At 68.9% G+C, this 19,230-nt stretch carries 17 protein-coding genes and 1 pseudogene; 15 read left to right on the forward strand and 3 right to left on the reverse strand.

Annotated features, from left to right (window positions below):
* Positions 1-64: 64 nt before the first annotated feature.
* The 13 genes and pseudogenes from cysD (at position 65) to AC3EO7_RS06360 (ending at position 15,024) form a co-directional block, all read left to right on the forward strand.
* On the forward strand, positions 65-997 hold the full coding sequence (cysD, locus tag AC3EO7_RS06300) for a sulfate adenylyltransferase subunit CysD (protein WP_435590671.1): 933 nt from the start codon (positions 65-67) through the stop codon (positions 995-997).
* Positions 997-2,832, forward strand: a complete 1,836-nt coding sequence (gene cysC, locus AC3EO7_RS06305; RefSeq protein WP_435590672.1) for an adenylyl-sulfate kinase — start codon at positions 997-999, stop codon at positions 2,830-2,832. Before cysD ends, cysC begins: the two co-directional genes overlap by 1 nt.
* A gap of 8 nt (positions 2,833-2,840) precedes the next feature.
* Positions 2,841-3,575 (forward strand): annotated as a pseudogene (locus AC3EO7_RS06310) (3'(2'),5'-bisphosphate nucleotidase CysQ); the annotation flags it as partial.
* 119 nt (positions 3,576-3,694) lie between these two features.
* On the forward strand, positions 3,695-5,491 hold the full coding sequence (locus AC3EO7_RS06315; protein WP_431969804.1) for an acyl-CoA dehydrogenase: 1,797 nt from the start codon (positions 3,695-3,697) through the stop codon (positions 5,489-5,491).
* Positions 5,492-5,713: 222 nt separating this feature from the next.
* Complete coding sequence (locus AC3EO7_RS06320; RefSeq protein ID WP_431969795.1) at positions 5,714-6,469, forward strand: GntR family transcriptional regulator; 756 nt, start codon at positions 5,714-5,716, stop codon at positions 6,467-6,469.
* On the forward strand, positions 6,470-6,697 hold the full coding sequence (locus tag AC3EO7_RS06325) for a 4Fe-4S dicluster domain-containing protein (RefSeq protein ID WP_068054481.1): 228 nt from the start codon (positions 6,470-6,472) through the stop codon (positions 6,695-6,697).
* A gap of 12 nt (positions 6,698-6,709) precedes the next feature.
* Positions 6,710-8,137, forward strand: coding sequence for an ABC transporter substrate-binding protein (locus AC3EO7_RS06330; RefSeq protein WP_435590673.1), 1,428 nt, complete (start codon positions 6,710-6,712; stop codon positions 8,135-8,137).
* A 73-nt stretch (positions 8,138-8,210) separates the two neighbouring features.
* Positions 8,211-9,050 carry an ABC transporter permease gene (locus AC3EO7_RS06335; protein WP_431969793.1) on the forward strand — a complete coding sequence of 280 codons (840 nt, stop codon included), beginning with the start codon at positions 8,211-8,213 and terminating at the stop codon, positions 9,048-9,050.
* On the forward strand, positions 9,047-9,811 hold the full coding sequence (locus tag AC3EO7_RS06340) for an ABC transporter ATP-binding protein (protein ID WP_431969792.1): 765 nt from the start codon (positions 9,047-9,049) through the stop codon (positions 9,809-9,811). Before AC3EO7_RS06335 ends, AC3EO7_RS06340 begins: the two co-directional genes overlap by 4 nt.
* On the forward strand, positions 9,808-12,492 hold the full coding sequence (locus tag AC3EO7_RS06345) for a fumarate reductase/succinate dehydrogenase flavoprotein subunit (protein WP_435590674.1): 2,685 nt from the start codon (positions 9,808-9,810) through the stop codon (positions 12,490-12,492). Before AC3EO7_RS06340 ends, AC3EO7_RS06345 begins: the two co-directional genes overlap by 4 nt.
* Before the next feature lie 206 nt (positions 12,493-12,698).
* Positions 12,699-13,193 carry a phosphoribosyltransferase gene (locus AC3EO7_RS06350; RefSeq protein WP_435590675.1) on the forward strand — a complete coding sequence of 165 codons (495 nt, stop codon included), beginning with the start codon at positions 12,699-12,701 and terminating at the stop codon, positions 13,191-13,193.
* A 113-nt stretch (positions 13,194-13,306) separates the two neighbouring features.
* Positions 13,307-13,993 (forward strand): HEAT repeat domain-containing protein, encoded by a 687-nt coding sequence (locus AC3EO7_RS06355; RefSeq protein ID WP_435590820.1) that lies wholly within the window; start codon positions 13,307-13,309, stop codon positions 13,991-13,993.
* Positions 13,987-15,024, forward strand: coding sequence for a HEAT repeat domain-containing protein (locus tag AC3EO7_RS06360; RefSeq protein WP_431969789.1), 1,038 nt, complete (start codon positions 13,987-13,989; stop codon positions 15,022-15,024). Before AC3EO7_RS06355 ends, AC3EO7_RS06360 begins: the two co-directional genes overlap by 7 nt.
* A 48-nt stretch (positions 15,025-15,072) precedes the next feature.
* On the opposite strand, the gene AC3EO7_RS06365 is transcribed toward AC3EO7_RS06360, so the two are convergent.
* Positions 15,073-16,029, reverse strand: a complete 957-nt coding sequence (locus tag AC3EO7_RS06365; RefSeq protein ID WP_435590676.1) for a helix-turn-helix transcriptional regulator — start codon at positions 16,027-16,029, stop codon at positions 15,073-15,075.
* Between the two features lie 63 nt (positions 16,030-16,092).
* On the opposite strand from AC3EO7_RS06365, the gene AC3EO7_RS06370 reads away from it, so the two are divergent.
* Positions 16,093-16,509: a VOC family protein gene (locus tag AC3EO7_RS06370; protein ID WP_435590677.1), complete on the forward strand. Its 417-nt coding sequence runs from the start codon at positions 16,093-16,095 to the stop codon at positions 16,507-16,509.
* Positions 16,510-16,659: 150 nt separating this feature from the next.
* On the opposite strand, the gene AC3EO7_RS06375 is transcribed toward AC3EO7_RS06370, so the two are convergent.
* Both AC3EO7_RS06375 and AC3EO7_RS06380 read right to left on the reverse strand, forming a co-directional pair.
* Entirely contained in the window at positions 16,660-17,043 is a 384-nt protein-coding gene (locus AC3EO7_RS06375) for a hypothetical protein (protein WP_435590678.1), read from the reverse strand.
* A 110-nt stretch (positions 17,044-17,153) separates the two neighbouring features.
* Positions 17,154-17,576 (reverse strand): MarR family winged helix-turn-helix transcriptional regulator, encoded by a 423-nt coding sequence (locus AC3EO7_RS06380; protein WP_435590679.1) that lies wholly within the window; start codon positions 17,574-17,576, stop codon positions 17,154-17,156.
* Positions 17,577-17,668: 92 nt separating this feature from the next.
* Between AC3EO7_RS06380 and AC3EO7_RS06385 the strand changes: the two genes are divergently transcribed.
* Positions 17,669-19,228, forward strand: a complete 1,560-nt coding sequence (locus AC3EO7_RS06385) for an MFS transporter (RefSeq protein WP_435590680.1) — start codon at positions 17,669-17,671, stop codon at positions 19,226-19,228.
* Positions 19,229-19,230 lie beyond the last annotated feature (2 nt).

Genomic DNA, 19,230 nt, shown 5'->3' on the forward strand with positions numbered 1-19,230 from the left:
ACCGAGACGGCGCGCCGCGGCCGACCCGTTGACCACAGACCGAAACGTGTTCTAGTTTTGGGGCGTGAGCCAGTACGCAAAGTCGACGGCAAGCACCTACGAGCTGCCTCATTTGGACGCGCTCGAGGCCGAGTCGGCGCACATATTCCGTGAAGTGGCAGCCACCTTCGAACGTCCGGTGCTGCTGTTCTCCGGCGGCAAGGATTCGGTGGTGATGCTGCACCTGGCGGCCAAGGCCTTCTGGCCCGCGCCGCTGCCGTTCCCGGTGCTGCACATCGACACCGGGCACAACTTCGACGAGGTCATCGAGTTCCGTGACCGCACCGTCGAGCGCCTCGGGCTGCGACTGATCGTCGGCAGCGTGCAGGACGACATCGACGCGGGCCGGGTCGTGGAGGACACCGGCCCGCGCGCCTCGCGCAATCGGCTACAGACCAGCACGCTGCTGCGCAGCATCCGGGAGGGCGGCTTCGACGCGGTCTTCGGCGGCGCCCGCCGCGACGAGGAGAAGGCCCGCGCCAAGGAGCGGGTCTTCAGCTTCCGCGACGAATACGGGCAGTGGGACCCGCGCGCCCAGCGCCCCGAACTGTGGAATCTGTACAACGGCAGGCACCGCCCCGGCGAGCACATCCGGGTCTTCCCGCTCTCCAACTGGACCGAACTGGATATCTGGAGCTACATCGTGGCCGAGGAGATCGAGCTTCCCCCGCTGTACTACGCGCATCGCCGCCCCGTCGTGCAGCGCGACGGAATGCTGTTGGCGCACACCAGGTTCCTGCGGTTGCTCGACGGCGAACGGCCCTACGAGGCGACCGTGCGCTTCCGCACCGTCGGCGACGCGACCTGCACCGGATGCGTGGATTCCACCGCCGCCACCCCCGCCGAGGTGGTCGCCGAGGTCGCCGCCGCCCGCGTCACCGAACGCGGCGCCACCCGTGCCGACGACCGCATCTCCGAGGCGGGCATGGAAGATCGCAAACGAGAAGGGTACTTCTGATGGCCACCACCCTGCTGCGCCTCGCCACCGCGGGCAGCGTCGACGACGGCAAGTCGACCCTGATCGGCCGTCTGCTCTACGACTCCAAGACGATCTTCACCGATCAGCTCGCCGCCGTGGAGCGCACCAGCCGCGACCGCGGCGACGACTACCCGGATCTCGCGCTGCTCACCGACGGACTGCGCGCGGAGCGTGAGCAGGGCATCACCATCGACGTGGCGCACCGGTATTTCGCCACGCCGCGGCGCAAGTTCATCATCGCCGACACCCCGGGGCACATCCAGTACACCCGCAACATGGTGACCGGCGCGTCCACCGCCGACGTCGCGCTCATCCTGGTCGACGCGCGCAAGGGCGTGGTGGAGCAGACCCGCCGCCATGCCTTCCTCGCCAGCCTGCTCGGCATTCCGCACCTGGTGCTGTGCGTCAACAAGATGGATCTGGTCGGCTGGTCCCAGCAGCGGTTCACCGAGATCCGCGAGGAGTTCGCCGGTTTCGCCACCAAGCTCGAGGTCGCCGATCTGTCCTTCATCCCGGTCTCGGCGCTCCAGGGCGACAACATCGTGCACCACGGCGCCAGCATGCCCTGGTACGAGGGCACGCCCCTGCTGCACCACTTGGAGGAGCTGCACATCGCCTCCGACCGCAACCTGATCGACGCGCGCTTCCCCGTGCAGTACGTGACCCGCAGGCACGGGCAGGATTTCCGCGGTTACGCGGGCACCGTGGCGGGCGGGGTGTTCAAGCCGGGCGACGAAGTGGCTGTGCTGCCTTCGGGTTTCACCACCACGGTGGCCGCGATCTGGGGGCCCGGCGGCATCCCGGTGGCCGAAGCCTTTCCGCCGCAGGCGATCACGATGCAGCTCGCCGACGAGATCGACATCTCGCGCGGCGACCTGATCTGCCGTCCGGCCAACCGCCCGCAAGTGGGCCGCGACATCGACGCCATGGTGTGTTGGTTCGCCGAGGACTCCGCGCTGACACCGGGCGCCACGTACACGGTGCGCCACACCACCCGCGCCGCGACCGCGGAGGTCCGCAGCCTCGACTACCGGCTCGACGTGAACACCCTGCATCGCGACGAACACGCGGAATCGTTGTCGCTCAACGAGATCGGGCGCATCCAGCTGCGCACCCGCCAGCCGCTGCTTTTCGACCCCTACCGCCGCAATCGTTCGACCGGCAGCTTCGTCCTGGTCGACGAGGCGACGAACAACACCGTCGCCGCGGGCATGATCACCGGCCCGACGCTGCCCTCGGCCCGGGTGGTCTGGCACTCGACCGCGGTCGGTCGCGAGGAGCGCGCCACCCGCGGCGCGACGGTCTGGCTCACGGGCCTGTCCGGTTCCGGGAAGTCCACGGTCGCCGTCGAAGTGGAGCGGCGGCTGGTGGCGTCAGGGCGTCCCGCGTTCCTGCTGGACGGCGACAACCTACGCCACGGCTTGAACGCCGATCTCGGTTTCTCCGCCGAGGACCGGGCCGAGAACATCCGCCGCGTCGGCGAGGTGGCCCGGCTGTTCGCCGAAGCCGGTGTGGTGGCGGTCGTTTCGCTGATCAGCCCGTACCGCGCCGACCGCGAGCGGGTGCGCGCCGCGCACGAAGCGGCCGGACTCCCGTTCGTCGAGGTGTTCGTCGACACGCCGCTGGAGATCTGCGAGGCGCGCGATCCGAAGGGCATGTACGCCAAGGCCAGGGCGGGTGAGATCCGCGGCTTCACCGGCATCGACGATCCGTACGAAACGCCCGCCGCACCGGATCTGGCGCTGCGCCCCGCCGACGGCGACCCGGCCGCCATGGCCGCGACCATTCTGACCCTGCTGGACACCCTGGATTGATTCATACCATGCTCACCGATGCCCGCCTGGCCGCCGACCTGGCCGAACGCGCCGGAACCCTGCTGCGCGCCCTGCGCGACGAGGTATCCCCCGGCGGCCCGCCGCCACCCGATCTCGGGGCGCGCGGCGACACGCTGTCCAATGACTTCCTGCTCGCCGAGCTCGCCGCGGCCCGGCCGGGGGACGCGGTGCTCTCCGAGGAATCTGCGGACGACCCGGCCCGACTCACCGCCGACCGGGTATGGATCATCGATCCGCTCGACGGCACCCGCGAGTACGCCATGCCAGGCCGCTCGGACTGGGCCGTGCACGTCGCGCTGTGGGAGCGCGGCCGCGGCATCACCGCCGCGGCCGTGGCGCAGCCGGCGCTGGGCCGGGTGCACGTCAGCGACGCGCCGTGCCCCGCCGCCGACCCCGGGAAGCCGCGACTCCTGGTGAGCGACTCGCGGCCGCCCGTCTGGGCGCGCGACGTCGCCGACGCTGTCGGCGCGCGATTGGTGCCGATGGGCTCGGCGGGCGCCAAGGCAATGGCGGTGGTGCGCGGCGAGGCCGACGGCTACCTGCACGCGGGCGGACAATACGAGTGGGATTCGGCCGCGCCCGTCGGCGTCGCGCTGGCGGCCGGCCTGCACGCCTCCCGGGTGGACGGCAGCCCGCTGGAGTACAACCGTCCGCACCCCTACCTACCCGACCTGCTGATCTGCCGGACGGCGTGGCGAACACCGCTGCTCGAGGCGGTCGCGGCCGCCTCGAGCCGATCGCGGTAGCCGACCCCTCACCTTTCGCGACACATCGGTAGTAACGTATCAAATACCCGGGGCCGAGACGGCGCTCCGGAAGTGATGTTCGCGAGAGGATGACCGTGCGCTCGAACCTGATCTCCCGTAGGGATCTCGACTTCCTGCTGTACGAATGGCTGCGGGTCGAGGACTTGGCCGCGTTCCCCCGTTTCGCGGAGCATTCCAGGGAGACCTTCGACGGCTTCCTCGATCTCTGCGAAGACATCGCCACCCGGCATTTCGCGCCGCACAACAAGCGCAACGACAGCAACGAACCGACCTTCGACGGCGAGCGGGTGACGATCATCCCCGAGGTGAAGGCGGCCGTCGAGGCGTTCACCAAGGCGAACCTGGTCGGGGCGGGCATGGACGAGGGGATCGGCGGCCTGCAACTGCCCGCCACCGTGGAGGCCGCCGGGTTCAGCTGGTTCCAGGCCGCCAACGTCGGTACCTCCGGCTACCTGTTCCTGACCATCGGCAACGCCAATCTCCTCGCCGAGCACGGGACTCAGGACCAGATCGACCGTTTCGTCCGGCCCATGGTCGAGGGCAGGTTCACCGGAACCATGTGCCTGTCGGAGCCGCAGGCCGGGTCGTCGCTGGCCGACATCGTCACCCGCGCCGAACCGCAGGCCGACGGCACCTATCGTCTGTTCGGCTCGAAGATGTGGATCTCCGGCGGCGATCACGAGCTCACCGAGAACATCGTGCACCTGGTGCTGGCCAAGATCCCCGGCGGTCCGGCGGGCACCAAGGGCATCTCGCTGTTCGTCGTCCCGAAGTTCCTGGTGGGCGCGGACGGCACGCTCGGCGAGCGCAACGACGTGGTGCTGGCGGGCCTCAACCACAAGATGGGCTACCGCGGCACGACCAACACGGTGCTCAACTTCGGCGAAGGCAGGCACACCCCGGACGGCGCGCCCGGCGCGGTGGGCTACCTGGTCGGCGAACCGCATCGCGGCCTTTCCTACATGTTCCACATGATGAACGAGGCGCGGCTCGGCGTCGGCCTCGGCGCCACCGCGCTGGGATACACCGGCTACCTCAAGTCCGTGGAGTACGCCAGGCAGCGGCACCAGGGCCGCGCGGTGACCACCAAAGACGCCGCCGCGCCACAGGTCCCGATCGTCGAGCACGCCGACGTGCGGCGAATGCTGTTGGCGCAGAAGGCCTATGTCGAAGGCGCGCTGGCCCTGCTGCTCTACTGCAACCGGCTGGTCGACCTGCGCCGCACCGCCGCCGACGAGCAGGCCGCCCGCGAACACACACTGCTGCTGGAGATCCTGACCGGCGTCGCCAAGAGCTGGCCCTCGCAGTGGTGCCTGGAGGCGAACAGCCTCGCCATCCAGGTGCACGGCGGCTACGGCTACACCCGCGAGTACGACGTGGAACAGCACTACCGCGACAACCGCCTCAACCCGATCCACGAGGGCACGCACGGCATCCAGGGCCTGGATCTGCTGGGCCGCAAGGTGATCCAGCACGAGGGCGCCTCGCTGCGACTGCTCGGTGCGCGGATCGCGGCGACCGTCGAAGCGGCCACCGCACAGGGCGGCGACGCGGAGGAATTCGCGGTGGAGCTCGACTCGGCCTGGCAGCGCCTGCTGCTCGTCACCGCAGGCATGTTCGCGGCGGGCGATCCGGCCGCCGCGATGGCGAACTCGTCCATCTACCTGGAGGCGTTCGGTCACATCGTGGTCGCGTGGATCTGGCTGGAGCAGATGGTGGCCGCCGCCGACCACGAGGGCGACTTCTACGAGGGCAAGCGCGCCGCGGCACGCTACTTCTTCCGTTACGAGCTGCCCAAGACCGGGCCGCAGCTCGACCTGCTCGCCGCCATGGACCGCACCACGCTCGAGATGCGCGACGACTGGTTCTGAGCACGATCGGCATCGATCATTCGAATCTGCGTGATCGAAACCCGAGCCCGGGAAACAGGGTGGCGCAATAGCCGTTAGCCACCCTGTTTCCCCAGGTCGGCGCCGGTTACCACTGGCGAAGAAACATCCCTTGATTCGCACGGCGCGCGAGCTGGATTTCCCGCGCCCATTCCCCGTCTATCGTCGCTGTTCGTGCAGGTCAGCGAAAGAGAGGCGGAACAGATGGGTGCGGAACCGGCCCCCGTGCGGCAGCTGCGCGCCGATCAGGCGCGCCGGGTTGCCGACGTGCTGCGCCACCAGATCCACGCGGGCGCGTTCGACGAGATCTTGCCGACCGAACAGCAGCTGGTCGCCGAGCACTCCGCCTCGCGCAACACCGTGCGCGAGGCGCTGGCCCTGCTCAAGGACGAGGGCCTGATCGACCGCGCGCCCAAGGTCGGCACCCGGGTGGCGACCCGCAAATACGACCACGGCCTCGACGCGCTGCTCGGGCTCCAGGAAACCCTCAAGGGCCACGGCACCGTTCGCAACGAGGTGCGCACCGCGCAGCACATCACCGCGCCGCCCGCGGTGGCCCGCAGGCTCGGGCTCGAACCCGGGCAGCGAGTCGTCTACCTGGAGCGGCTGCGCTATCTGGCGGACCTGCCGCTGAGCCTCGACCTGACCTATCTGGTCCCCGACATCGGCGCCGAGGTGCTCGCCAACGACCTCGAGAACACCGACATCTTCGTGCTGCTGGAGAAGATCAGCGGCCGCTCCCTCGGCCGCGCCGATCTGGCGCTGGAGGCGATCGCCGCCGACCCGCACACCGCATCCACTCTCGACACCCCCGACGGCGCCCCGCTGCTGATGCTCGAGCGACTGACCCGTCTCGACGACGGCAGACCGGTCGACCTCGAGTACATCCGCATGCGCGGCGATCGAATCACCATGCGCGGCAGCCTGTCCCGCGGCGCACCCGAATGGAAGGTCCTGTAGATGGCACTCGCGAATCAGCGCGCCGACATCCCGGTCACGATCGATGAATCGCTGTGCATCCAGGGCTGCACGCTGTGCGTGGAGATCTGCCCCCTCGACTCCCTGGCCATCAATCCCGACAACGGGAAGGCCTACATGCACGTGGACGAGTGCTGGTACTGCGGACCGTGCGCGGCCCGCTGCCCCACCGGCGCGGTCACCGTCAACATGCCCTATCTGCTCCGCTGATCTGGAAGTCTCATGAAAGCACGTCTCGTTCCCGTCCTGCTCGCCGCCGCACTTGCCGTCGCGGGCTGCTCGCTCGAAAGCTCCGACGAAGCCCCCGCGGGCACGGTCAAGGTCGTCGTCGGCTACCAGTCCAAGACCATCAACACCGTCACCGCGGGCACGCTGCTGCGCGCCCAGGGGTATCTGGAGCAGCGGTTGCGCCAGATCACCGACAACGGCGGCGCCGAGTACCAGGTGGAGTGGCAGGACTACGACACCGGCGCACCGATCACCGCGCAGATGGTGGCCGAGAAGATCGATATCGGCTCGATGGGCGACTATCCGTTGCTGATCAACGGGTCTCGCACGCAGGCCAACGAGCGGGCGAAGACCGCGCTGGTCTCGGTCACCGGGTACAACCCCAAGGGCGCGCTCAACATGGTTGTGGTGCCGAACGATTCGACCGCGAGCGGGATCACCGACCTGGCCGGCCAGAAGATCTCGGCCAGCGTCGGCTCGGCGGGCCACGGCACGCTCGTGCAGGCCCTGTCGCGGGCGGGCATCGACCCGGCCAAGGGCGTCGAGGTGCTCAACCAGCAGCCGCAGGTCGGCGCGACCACGCTGGAGTCGCACCAGGTGGGCGCGCTGTCCCAGTTCGTCGCCTGGCCCGGCCTGCTCGTCTTCCAGAACAAGGCCAAGCTGCTCTACGACGGCGCCGAGCTGAACGTGCCCACCTTCCACGGCGTCGTCGCGCGCCGCTCCTACACCGCCGACCATCCCGAGGTGCTGCAAGCCTTCCTCGCCGCGCAACTCGACGCGACGAAGTTCCTCACCGAGCGCCCCTTCGAGGCCGCCAAGATCGTCGCGGACGGTTCCGGCCTGCCGCAGGAAGTGGTGTACCTCTACAACGGCCCCGGCGGCACCCGTTTCGACACGACGCTCAAGCCGAGCCTGATCTCGGCGCTGAAAGGCGATGTGCCGTACCTGAAGTCGATCGGCGACTTCGCCGACCTGGACATCGACCGCTTCGTCGACGACGCGGCGCTGCGCAAGGCCTTCGCCGAAACCGGGCAGGGCGACTACGACCGGGCGCTGGCCGCCACCGCCAACCCGAGCTCGATCACCGGCGCCGACCCGGTCTGCGGCACCGCGGTCAGCGATCCGGCGCTGGCCGGTGAGGTGTGGGTCGACGGCGCCGACCGCCCGCAGCCCGCGGCCGACCCCACCTGCCTGCTGCGCGCCGTGCAGGCCGCCAACGCCCAGGGCAAGGTGATCCGCGCGGTCTACGTGCCCGACGCCGAACTCGGCACCCGCTGGTTCGCCGACAAGGCTGTGTGGCTGCGCGACGGCGCGAAGTACCTGCCGTTCACCACGCAGGCCGCCGCGCAGCGCTATCGGCAGAACCACCCCGCCGCCACGTCGGTCTCCTACGACCAGGCGGTCACGGAAGTACGCGGATGAGCGAACGAAGTGAGCGAGTCATGTGCCAGCGCGCCTCGCGCATGCCGGTGCCGAGCGCCAGCGAGGCGCAGGCATGAGCGCCGTGGCCGTCGCGGGCGACGCGGTCACCGAGCCGGAGACCGCAAAGGGCCGAACCACTTCCGAGTGGCGGTCACGGGCCGTCCGGATCGTCTCGGTGCTCGCGGCCGTCGGGCTCTGGCAGCTGCTCACCGTCAACGACGTGCGAGCCGGACTGCGCTTCGACTCGCTGCCGACGGTGACCGAGATCGTGGCGGAGTTCGGCGAGCATCTCGGCAAGGACCAGTACTACCTGGACATCGCGCAGTCGCTGATCCGCATCGTCACCGGCTTCGGGCTGGCCGCGGTGGTCGGCGTGCTCGCGGGCATCGGGCTCGGCCGCTCCCGGTTGCTCGCCGACGTCTTCGGCCCGCTCACCGAGCTGGTCCGCCCGATCCCCGCCATCGCGCTGGTGCCTGTCGCGATCCTGCTGTTCCCCAGCGACGAATCCGGCATCGTCTTCATCACCTTCACCGCGTCGCTGTTCCCGGTCCTGGTGAGCACCAGGCACGCGGTGCGTGCGCTGCCGACCATCTGGGAGGACGCGGTGCGCACGCTCGGCGCGTCGCGCCGAGATGTGCTGGTGCGCGTGGTGTTTCCCGGCATCCTGCCCGGCGTGTTCAGCGGGCTGTCGGTCGGAGTTGGCGTGGCCTGGATCTGCCTCATCTCCGCGGAGATGATCTCCGGGCGGCTCGGCGTCGGCTACCGCACCTGGCAGGCCTACACCATCGTCGACTATCCAGCGGTCTTCGTCGGCATGATCACCATCGGCGTGCTCGGCTTCGCCACCTCCGGGCTGGTCGAGCTGGCCGGTCGCCGGATCACCCGCTGGCTGCCCAGGGAGGTTGCGGAATGACCACCACCACAACGGCGCCCGCCGCACCCGTCACTTCGGGGATGCGGCTGACCCTGGACGGCGTGCGGATCGCCTACGGCGCACGCACCGTCGTCGACGGCCTCGACCTGGACATCGCCGCGGGCGAAATCCTCGTCGTGGTCGGCAAATCCGGCTGCGGCAAGTCCACCCTGCTGCGCGCCATCGCCGGTCTGCGCAGCCCCGACGCCGGGGTGGTGCGCGCCGACGGCGCCACGGTCACCGGACCGTCGGCCGATCGCGCGCTGGTGTTCCAGGACGACGCGCTGCTGCCATGGCGCACCGCGCGCCAGAACATCGAACTGGCGCTGCATCTGCGCGGCACACCGCGCGCCGAACGCAAGTCCGTCGCGCGACGCTGGGTCGCCGAGGTCGGTCTCACCGGCTACGCCGACTACCTGCCGCGCGACCTGTCCGGCGGCATGCGGCAGCGAGTCCAATTGGCGCGCAGCCTCGCCGGAGCGCCGCGGGCCGTGCTGATGGACGAGCCGTTCGGCGCGCTGGACACCCAGACCAGGGCCACCATGCAGCGGTTGCTGATCGACACCTGGCGCGCCCACCCCACCACCATCGTCTTCGTCACCCACGACCTCGACGAGGCCCTGCTGCTCGGCGATCGCATCGCCGTGCTCGGCAGGCACGACGAACACTCCGCCGCCCTGCGCGCCGTCGTCGAGGTGCCCGCACCGCGACAGCCGGTCGACCGGCAGGCGGTGCGGGACGAGATCCTGGAGAAACTGTGAACATTCCCGAGCTATCCGAACGGATCCGGCTCGACTGCGATGTCCTGGTCATCGGCGGCGGCACCGCGGGCACCATGGCCGCGCTCACCGCCGCCGAACACGGCGCGAACGTGCTGCTGCTGGAGAAGGCCCACGTGCGCCACTCCGGTGCGCTGGCCATGGGCATGGACGGCGTCAACAACGCGGTCATCCCCGGCAAGGCGACACCGGAGGACTACGTCGCCGAAATCACCAGGGCCAACGACGGAATCGTCGACCAGCGCACCGTCTATCAGACCGCGACGCGCGGCTTCGCGATGGTGCAGCGGCTGGAGCGCTACGGCGTGAAGTTCGAGAAGGACGAGTACGGCGAGTACGCGGTGCGCCGGGTGCACCGCTCCGGGTCGTACGTGCTGCCGATGCCGGAGGGCAAGGACGTCAAGAAGGCGCTGTATCGCGTGCTGCGCCAGCGCTCGATGCGGGAGAAGATCCGGATCGAGAACCGGCTCATGCCCGTTCGGGTGCTCACCGAGAACGGTCGCGCGGTCGGCGCCGCCGCGTTGCACACGCGTACCGGCGAATTCGTGGCGGTCGGCGCGAAAGCGGTGATCCTAGCCACCGGACCTTGCGGACGACTCGGGCTACCCGCCAGCGGCTACCTGTACGGCACCTACGAGAACCCGACCAACGCGGGCGACGGCTACGCGATGGCCTATCACGCCGGTGCGGAACTCTCCGGCATCGAGTGCTTCCAGATCAACCCGCTCATCAAGGATTACAACGGTCCCGCCTGCGCCTACGTCGCCAATCCGTTCGGCGGCTATCAGGTCAACGCCGAAGGCGAGCGGTTCGTCGACTCCGACTACTGGTCGGGCCAGATGATGGCGGAGGTCAAGCGCGAGATCGAATCCGCGCGCGGCCCCATCTATCTGAAGGTGTCGCACCTGCCCGACGAGACGCTGTCCACGCTCGAAGGCATCCTGCACACCACCGAACGCCCGACCCGCGGCACCTTCCACGCCAACCGCGGCCACGACTACCGCACCCACGACATCGAGATGCACATCTCCGAGATCGGTTTGTGCAGTGGCCATTCCGCCTCGGGCGTGTGGGTGGACGAACACGCGCGCACCACCGTGCCCGGCCTGTACGCCGCGGGCGATCTGGCCTGCGTGCCGCACAACTACATGATCGGCGCGTTCGTCTACGGCGATCTCGCGGGCGCGCACGCCGCCTCCACCCTCGCCGATCTCGAAGCGCCGCAGGACCTTCCCGAGGACCAGCTGTCCGAAGCGCACGAACTCGTCTACCGGCCGCTGCGCCAATCGGACGGGCCGCCGCAGCCCCAGGTCGAATACAAGCTGCGCCGCTTCGTGAACGACTATGTGGCGCCGCCGAAGACGGCCACCAAGCTGTCCATCGCGGTGGAGACGTTCGAGCGGATGCGCACCGAGGTCGACGGCATCGGCGCGCGCACCCCGCACGAGCTGATGCGCGCGGTGGAGGTCTCGTTTATCCGCGATTGCGCCGAGATGGCGGCGCGCAGCTCGCTGACCCGCACCGAATCCCGGTGGGGCCTCTACCACGAGCGCGCCGATCTGCCCGAACGCGACGACAATGCCTGGCGCTATCACCTGAATCTGCGCAAGGACGCGGACGGGGCGATGGAGTTCCTCAAGCGTCCGGTCGCGCCGTATCTCGTGCCGGTGCCCGGACTGGACGACGTGCCGTCGACGGACCCCACCATCGTGGCGGTCGAACAGCCGCGGCTGCGCTCGGGCCGACCTCCGCAGCGCGACGACACGGTGGTCGTCACCGAAGCCGCGGCGCCCGCCGCTCCCCCGTCACCGCGACTCGTCACCCTGCTCGCCTTGGATTCGCCTACGGTGCGGGATCTTTCGAGCTATCTCGTGGATGCCAACGCCGGTGTGCGTGGCGCGGCGATCTCGGTGCTCACCGAGCACACGCCGGACGGTTTCGCGTCCGCGCTCGCGAACGCGCTGGGCGACGCCGCCGCGTCGGTGCGGCGGGTGGCCGCCGAAAGCCTGCGGGAGCTGGTGGAAGTGCTGCCGGACGCGACAGGGCTGCCCGAACACCTCGACTCCGCCGACCCGCTCGTCCGCGCCACCGTCATCGATGTGCTGCGTGCCCTGCGCGCGGGCAGCGCGGCGCAATTCGGTGCGGCGCTGGCCGATCCGGACCACCGGGTGCGCATCGAAGCGGTGCGCGCGCTGGTCTCGCTCGACGACCGCGCCGGGGTCGCCGCGTTGGCGGACGATCCGAACCGAGAGGTGCGGATCGCGGTCGCCAACGGTCTGGCGGCCATCGGCGAGGGCGGGGTAGAGGTCGCGCGGACCCTGTCCGCCGACCGCGACCCGCTGGTCCGCGCGGCGGCGCTCACGGCGTTCGCCGCGCTCGGCGCCGGACCGGACGACGGCGCGAATCTGTCCGTCGCACTGCGTGATTCGGCCTGGCAGGTGCGCGTCGGCGCGGCCCGCGGCCTGGCGGGGGCCGCGCCCGAGCCGGCGATCCCCGTGCTCGCCGAGGCGTTGCTCGACCCGCACCTGGACGTCCGCAAGGCCGCGGTGCTCTCGCTCAGCACTTGGCGCACGGACGAATCGGCTCGCGAGGCGCTGAAGCGCGCGATCGACGACACCGACGCCGACGTGCGCGCTTACGCCCGGCGGGCGGTCGACGCGTGATCGCGCACTGTACCCATTGGTCGGGGGTCGCCTCGCCTCGCCTGGGCGCGGCGAACGCAGCCCGCCCTCCGCTCCGCACTCGGCCCCTGCGGCGTCCAACGCGGAACCGCAGGGCGGGCGCGGGCTCCGGCCGCGCCCGTTCCGCCGCCGCGCCGGATAACCATCCGTATGCTCGGAAACCACATTCGAGCGAGAGGAAAGGTCCGATGGCGGATCGGGAAGTGCTGTCCTGGGAGCAGTTCGGCATCGCGGGACGGGAGCTGGCGACCGAGATCGCGGCCGACGGCTTCCATCCCGACCTGATTCTGTCCATCGCCCGCGGCGGCCTGTTCGTCGCGGGCGCCCTCGGCTACGCGCTGGATGTGAAGAACCTGCACGTGATGAACGTCGAGTTCTATACCGGCGTCGATCAGCGCCTCGACATGCCGGTCATGCTGCCTCCGGTCCCCAAGTCCGTCGACCTCGAGGGCGCGACGGTGCTCGTCGCCGACGATGTCGCCGATACCGGCGCAACGCTGAAGCTGGTCCGCGACTTCTGTTCCGCGCACGTCGCCGAGGTGCGCTGCGCGGTGATCTACCAGAAGCCGCGCTCCGAGGTAGCGTGCGAGTACGTCTGGCGACACACCGACAGGTGGATCAACTTCCCGTGGTCCACCGAGCCGCCCGTGGTGCAGCGGGCCGCGCGCGTACTGGACGCGTAGCCGAACCCGGTGCTCGGGCCGGGCCACGAGTGCGATGGTGGACGATGCCCACGGCGGTCACGCCCGTGGACTTGACCTTGTCACTGTGTGAAGGCCTTGACTGGCTGTCGGAGGTGGTTCCCATCAACTCGACACACAGGAATACACAGGACAGGCGACTGCTCGACGCGTTGGCGGCCGGTAACTCGTCGACTCGGCTCGAGGCGGCTCTGGCGGCCGGCACGAATCCCGAGCCCGGTTTCGTCGATGCGCTGATAGAACGGTGCGCGATCGAGCCGGACTTCTTCGTGCGCGACATGCTCACATGGGCGCTTACCCGTCTTCCTTCGGAGATCACGGTTCCGAAGCTGCGCGCGGAGCTCCGTTCCGAGCACGCTCAGGCTCGCAGCCAAGCGTTGCACACGCTGTCCAAGATCGGGGACCCGAGTGTGTGGCCGGCGATCACGCGTTCGTTGCTGCGCGATGCCGACGACGACGTCGCGCGGAGTGCATGGCGCGCTGCCGCGGTTCTCGTGCCCGACGGAGCGAAGGAAGGGCTGGCCGCCGAACTGGCCAGGCAATTCGGGCGCGGCGACCGGGAGGTACGGCTGAGTTTGAGCCGTGCGCTCGTCGCGCTCGGCGATGTGAGCGAGCCGCTCCTTCGGACGGCGATGGCAAGTCACGACCCGATGGTGCGGGCGCATGCGCGCGCCACGGAGCGGCTCCTGCGCGACCCGGATGCCGGATTCGACCTCGCCGTCGATCAGGCGAGACGGGTCGTCGCGCTCGGTCCGGACCGGGAGGAGACAAGCGCGTGCTGATCGGTGAGGTGGCGCGCCGCTCGGGGGTGAGCGCCAGGATGCTCAGGCACTACGACTCCCTCGGGCTGGTACGGCCGACCGGACGAACCGTGGGTGGCTACCGGGAATACGCCCCCGAGGACATCCGGCGGATCTTCCACGTGGAGGGGTTGCGTTCCCTGGGGCTGTCCCTGAGCCAGATCGGGCGCGCTCTCGATGATGCCGAATTCACCCCGGCCGCACTGGTCGGCGACCTCATCCGAAAGACCGAGGAACGACTGCACCGGGAGCAAGAGCTCCTCGAGCGGCTCCGGACGGTCGATGCGGCCGAGCCCTTCGACTGGCAACACGTCCTGCGTATCATCGAGCTCCTGCACGGACTCGGTTCGCAAAGCGCCGCCCGGCGGCAGCAGGCCGTCCTGGCCCCGGCCGAGGATGTCTCGATGCCTGCCGAGCTGCTGGCCGAGGCGCTCCTCACCGAATCCGATCCAAACGTTGCCGGGGCCCTGCGGTGGGCCCTCGCACGGGCCGGCGGTGACGGTGCAGCGCGAGTGGCATCCGGAATGAGGTCAGACGACGTCGACGTCCGGAGGCGCGCGGTCTTGGCGCTGGCCGAGATACCGGGCGACGAGGCGACCGCGGTGCTCACGGACGCGCTCGGGGACGCGGACGCGACGGTCCGCAGACACGCTGCTCTCGCACTGGGTGCGCGTGGCGTGACCCAGGCTGTGCCGGAACTTGTCGGCACGGTGGTCGAGGGCCCGAATGATATCGAGGCGGCCGAGCTTCTGGGAACGTTGGCGTGCGACGAGACGTGGGCAGACCGGATCATGACTGCGCTGATCGACGAGCTGACCGCACATACAGCGGACTCGGCAGTGCGGATACGACTGACCCAGGCACTCGCCGAGATGCCTGGGACCATCGCGCTGGATACCCTGCGGCAACTGGCCCGCGACGATGATCGGGCCGTGGCCCTCCTCGCCTCTGCCCTCGTGGAAACGCTCGAAATACGGCCGGACGACGAACTGGGCAACCCTAGGAAAACGTAGGCGCGAACAACATCCCTGCGGCGACGCCGCGCGCGATGCACAGCCTTGTTACAGGTTGTCGACCCGCAGAGCGGCCACCCTGTCCAGGAGGGCTCGGCGGACGGTGTCGGGGCTCAGTACGCGCAGTGTGGCGCCCAGACCCATCAGATAGGTGACGAGAGAGTCGATGTCGTTGGCGCCGATATCGATGAGGGTGGCGTCGGGGCCGTCGGGGCGGTGGGTTCCGATGGTGGCCGGCACGATTCGCAAGGCTTGCTGGAGTGGCACGGCGAGCCTGATCGTGGTGTAGAGCGGGTAGGTGACCGCGGCGATCGCTTCGGTGACCAGCGTGGCGGGGTCGGGCGGGTTGTCGTGTTCGATGCGATGTCCGGTGAGTTCGGTGTGCAGTACCCGGTCCACCCGGAATGTACGCCATTGCTGTTTGTCGACGTCTTCGGCGAGGAAGTACCAGCGGCGGTTGGCGCGCACCAGACGATAGGGGTCGACGTAGCGGCGGGTGATGCGCTGGTGATGATCGCGGTAGGTCAGCGCAAGGCGTTCGCTCTGTCGGCATGCCGTGGCCAGAGCCCACAGCACGGACGCGTCGGCTTGCGGGGATACCTCCGCCCCGTCGGCGGTGTGGGCGAGGGTGCGGTTCACCGCGTCGAGGTGGCGCGCGAACCGTTCGGGTAGCAGGGTTTGCAGTTTGAACAGCGCCGACAATGCCGAGACGCTGCTGCCGAGCACGCCGCCCGCCGCGGCTTCCCGCAACGCCACGGCCACTGCGAAACCCTCTTCTTCGTCGAGGGCGAGCGCTGGAACCCGTGGTCGACGAGCCAGGCGATAGCCTCCCCACGGGCCGGGATCGGAATCGATGCCGTACCCCAGTTCCCGCAGGCGTGCGATATCGCGGCGTACCGTCCGGTCGGTCACTCCCAGCCGCCTGCTCAATTCCTGACAGGTCCATGCCGGGCGGGAGTCCAGCAGAGCCAATACATGCAGCAACCGCGTGGTAGATCCGATCACAGTCGGTATTCTCGTCCGGATCCAGGACCGGACCTGTCCTGGTCGGACCCTACGGTGTGGACCATGACTGCTGAACAGACAACACAGAACCGTGCCGTCGCCGAACCTCGGCCGATAATCCGTTGGCTCTCAATAGATTTCGACTGCTCAGATCCTGTCGAGTTGGCACAGTTCTACAGCCGTGGACTCGGCCTGCCGGTGCTCTACACCAGCGATGATTTCGTCCTGCTCGGGACCGGAGCCGGTGGGCCGGGGTTGGGTTTCATCCGCATCCTGGACTATCGACGCCCGAGTTGGCCGGAATCGGTGGTGGCCAAGCAGGCCCATCTGGAGTTCGGGGTCGATGATCTGGATTCTGCGCAAGCGTGGATGGGCGAGCTGGGCGCGGTACTGACCGCCTTCCAACCCGACATCAGCCACCGCCGGGTGATGCTCGATCCCGCGGGGCACCCGTTCTGCCTGACCACCCACGGTGTCTGAACCGTAGTATCGAATTCCGTGAGTCGGGTCGCCGGTGCTGTGGCGCAGATGTTCGAACCCGACGCGGTCCCTGCATAGCGGCGTTCAGCGGCAATCCAAGCATGGTGCCGACCAAGGAGATTCGTCGCAACGTGTTCCCCGAAGCTGCATTCACCCGACACGGCGCTCGGTTCGCGCCACACTCGGCAGACGGTCGCCGATTGCGGGATCGGCCGCGGCCAGCGCCTCGGCGATCGGCGTACCGGTGCGTTCAGCGAAAATCAGTCGCTCCCGAACTTCGCGCGGCGTGCGGGGCCGATAGCCAGGACCAGTGCCACAGCAGCCGCCGGAGAAGTTCAGCCCGGATTCGAGCACGGCTTCGAGCGCTCGCCAACTCGCCTTGTCGACTTTCCTGGGCACCTCCAGGTGCGGACCGGCGTCGAGGAGGTCCCCACGGCATTGCGGGCAGCGGGCCGGCCCCTGTCCGATCGAGTACTTGTAAGAGCCCCGGCAGCGCAGGCACACCAGATGTGTCCGGCTGGGGTAGATGCACATGCGGGCAACGTACATTCGCGACTCCGTCGGGTCGAGTCATTTCGGCCCTGGGATGCACGAGCCAGCGGTCGAGCAGCTGCAGGCGGCTCTCACGATGGCGCCCGATCCTGTCAGTGACAGGCGTCCGCGATTCCTGACATCCACTCGCGAATCGCCTTGCGCTGCGCGGGAGTAAGGCCGGCTTCCAGCTCCGCCTCGCGCCGCGCGACGGCCACCCGCGCCGCCGCGTATCGCTGCATTCCCGCCTCGGTCACCTGGATCTGATGCGTACGACGATCGGTCGGATGCGGGCGGCGTTCGATCAGGCCCTCCTTCTCCAGTCCGCCGATCATCTCGTTCGCGGCCTGCCGGGTACTCGCCACCTCTCGCGCGATATCGGCCACCGACATCCCCGGCTGTGCGGCGGTCATCATCAGCGTGGCGTACTGCGAGGTCGACAGTCCGAACTCCTTGAGCTCCTCACCGATCGCCGCCCGCATATTCAGCCAGACCTTGCGAACGATGAAGGTCAGCGACCCGCCTTCGGCATCCACGCACAGCCCTTTCCCAGATCTGATTGACAGGTTCCTGACGATAATGCACGCTCTACAACGTCAGGTTCCTACCAATCGTATCGAAGGTTTCCATGACCACGCCCGCGACACTGCCGAACGTCAGGCAGCGGTTGATCCTCGCCGTACTCCTGCTGTCCTCCTTGCTCATCTGGATGGACAACACGATCCTCAGCACCGCTCTCGAAACTCTCTCCGATCCGGTCCGCGGTTTGAATGCCAGCCCCGCACAACTGCAATGGACAACCGGCTCTTACACATTGGTCTTCGCCGCGCTGATGTTCACCGCAGGCGCCCTCGGCGATCGCTTCGGGCACCGGGCCGTGCTCGCCACCGGGATGACCGTCTTCGCCGCCTCGTCCATGTGGGCCGCCTACTCCGCCGACGCCGGGCAGCTCATTGCCGCCCGCGCCGCCATGGGGGTCGGCAGCGCGCTCATCATGCCCGCGACGATGGCCATCCTCACCTGGACCTTCACCGGGCCCGCGCGGGCGACCGCCATCGGTATCACCTCGGCGTCGGCCGGTGTGGGTATCGCGGCGGGACCCCTGATCGCGGGTGTGCTGCTCGACCGTTTCTGGTGGGGCTCGGTGTTTCTCGTCAACGTCCCGGCCGTTGCGCTCGGGTTGGTGGGGATCGCGACGCTCATCCCGGACTTCCGCAGTCCCACCCGGCGTCCGCTGGATCTTCCTGGATTGGCGCTGTCCATCACTGGGCTTGCGCTCCTGGCCTACGGCCTGATTCGCGCGGGTCAGGTCGCGACCTGGGGGCGCGTGGATGTCTGGCTGCCGGTCACCGCGGGTATTCTGCTGCTGGCCGCCTTCGTGATCGTCGAATTGCGCAGTGCCCAGCCCAGTTTCAACCCACGACTGCTCGCGCAGCGCACCTTCGGTGGCGGCAACGCCGCCATCGGCTTGCTGCTGTTCGCCATGACCGCCGTCGGTTTCTACGGCGCTTTCTATCTCCAAGGCGCACGTGGCTTCTCGGCATTGCAAGCGGGACTGGCCAGCTCCCCGGGCGCACTCGGCGCGATTGTCGGCGGCCCGCTCGGCATCCGCTTGGTCCGCCGCTGGGGGCTGCGTCCCGTCACCGTGACCGCACTGACCATCGCGGGACTGGCCATGGGTACCTTCGGCTGTTTCGGACTGGACACTTCGATGGTCTGGTACGAGATCCTCGTCCTCATCCAGGGCCTTGCCATCGGCCTGGTCATCGGCTCGGTGACAGCGGCCCTCATGGCCACCCTGCCGATGGAACAGGCCGGCGCCGGATCGGCCGTCACCAACACCGTGCGTCAGACCGGCAGCGTGCTGGGTATCGCGGTGGGCGGGACGATCATGTCCCTCGTATACAGCCGTGGCATCGAATCGGCGCTGCCCGGTCTGCCCCCTGACGTGCAGGATCGAGCGCGCATCTCCGCGGAACAGGCCCGGCATGTCGCCGACGCCGTCGGGCTGCCCGACCTGGCGCGCGCCGCCGACGACGCGTTCGTGCACGCCATGCACGTCGGCGCGGTCTGGACCATGCTCATCGCACTCTCCGGAGCGGCCGTACTGGCCATCGCCCTGCGACCCACGCGTCAAACATCCGGCATCCTCATCACCCGGCGCGAGTTCCAAGACGCGGACGCGTAGCC

This window comes from Nocardia sp. bgisy118, from assembly GCF_057708605.1.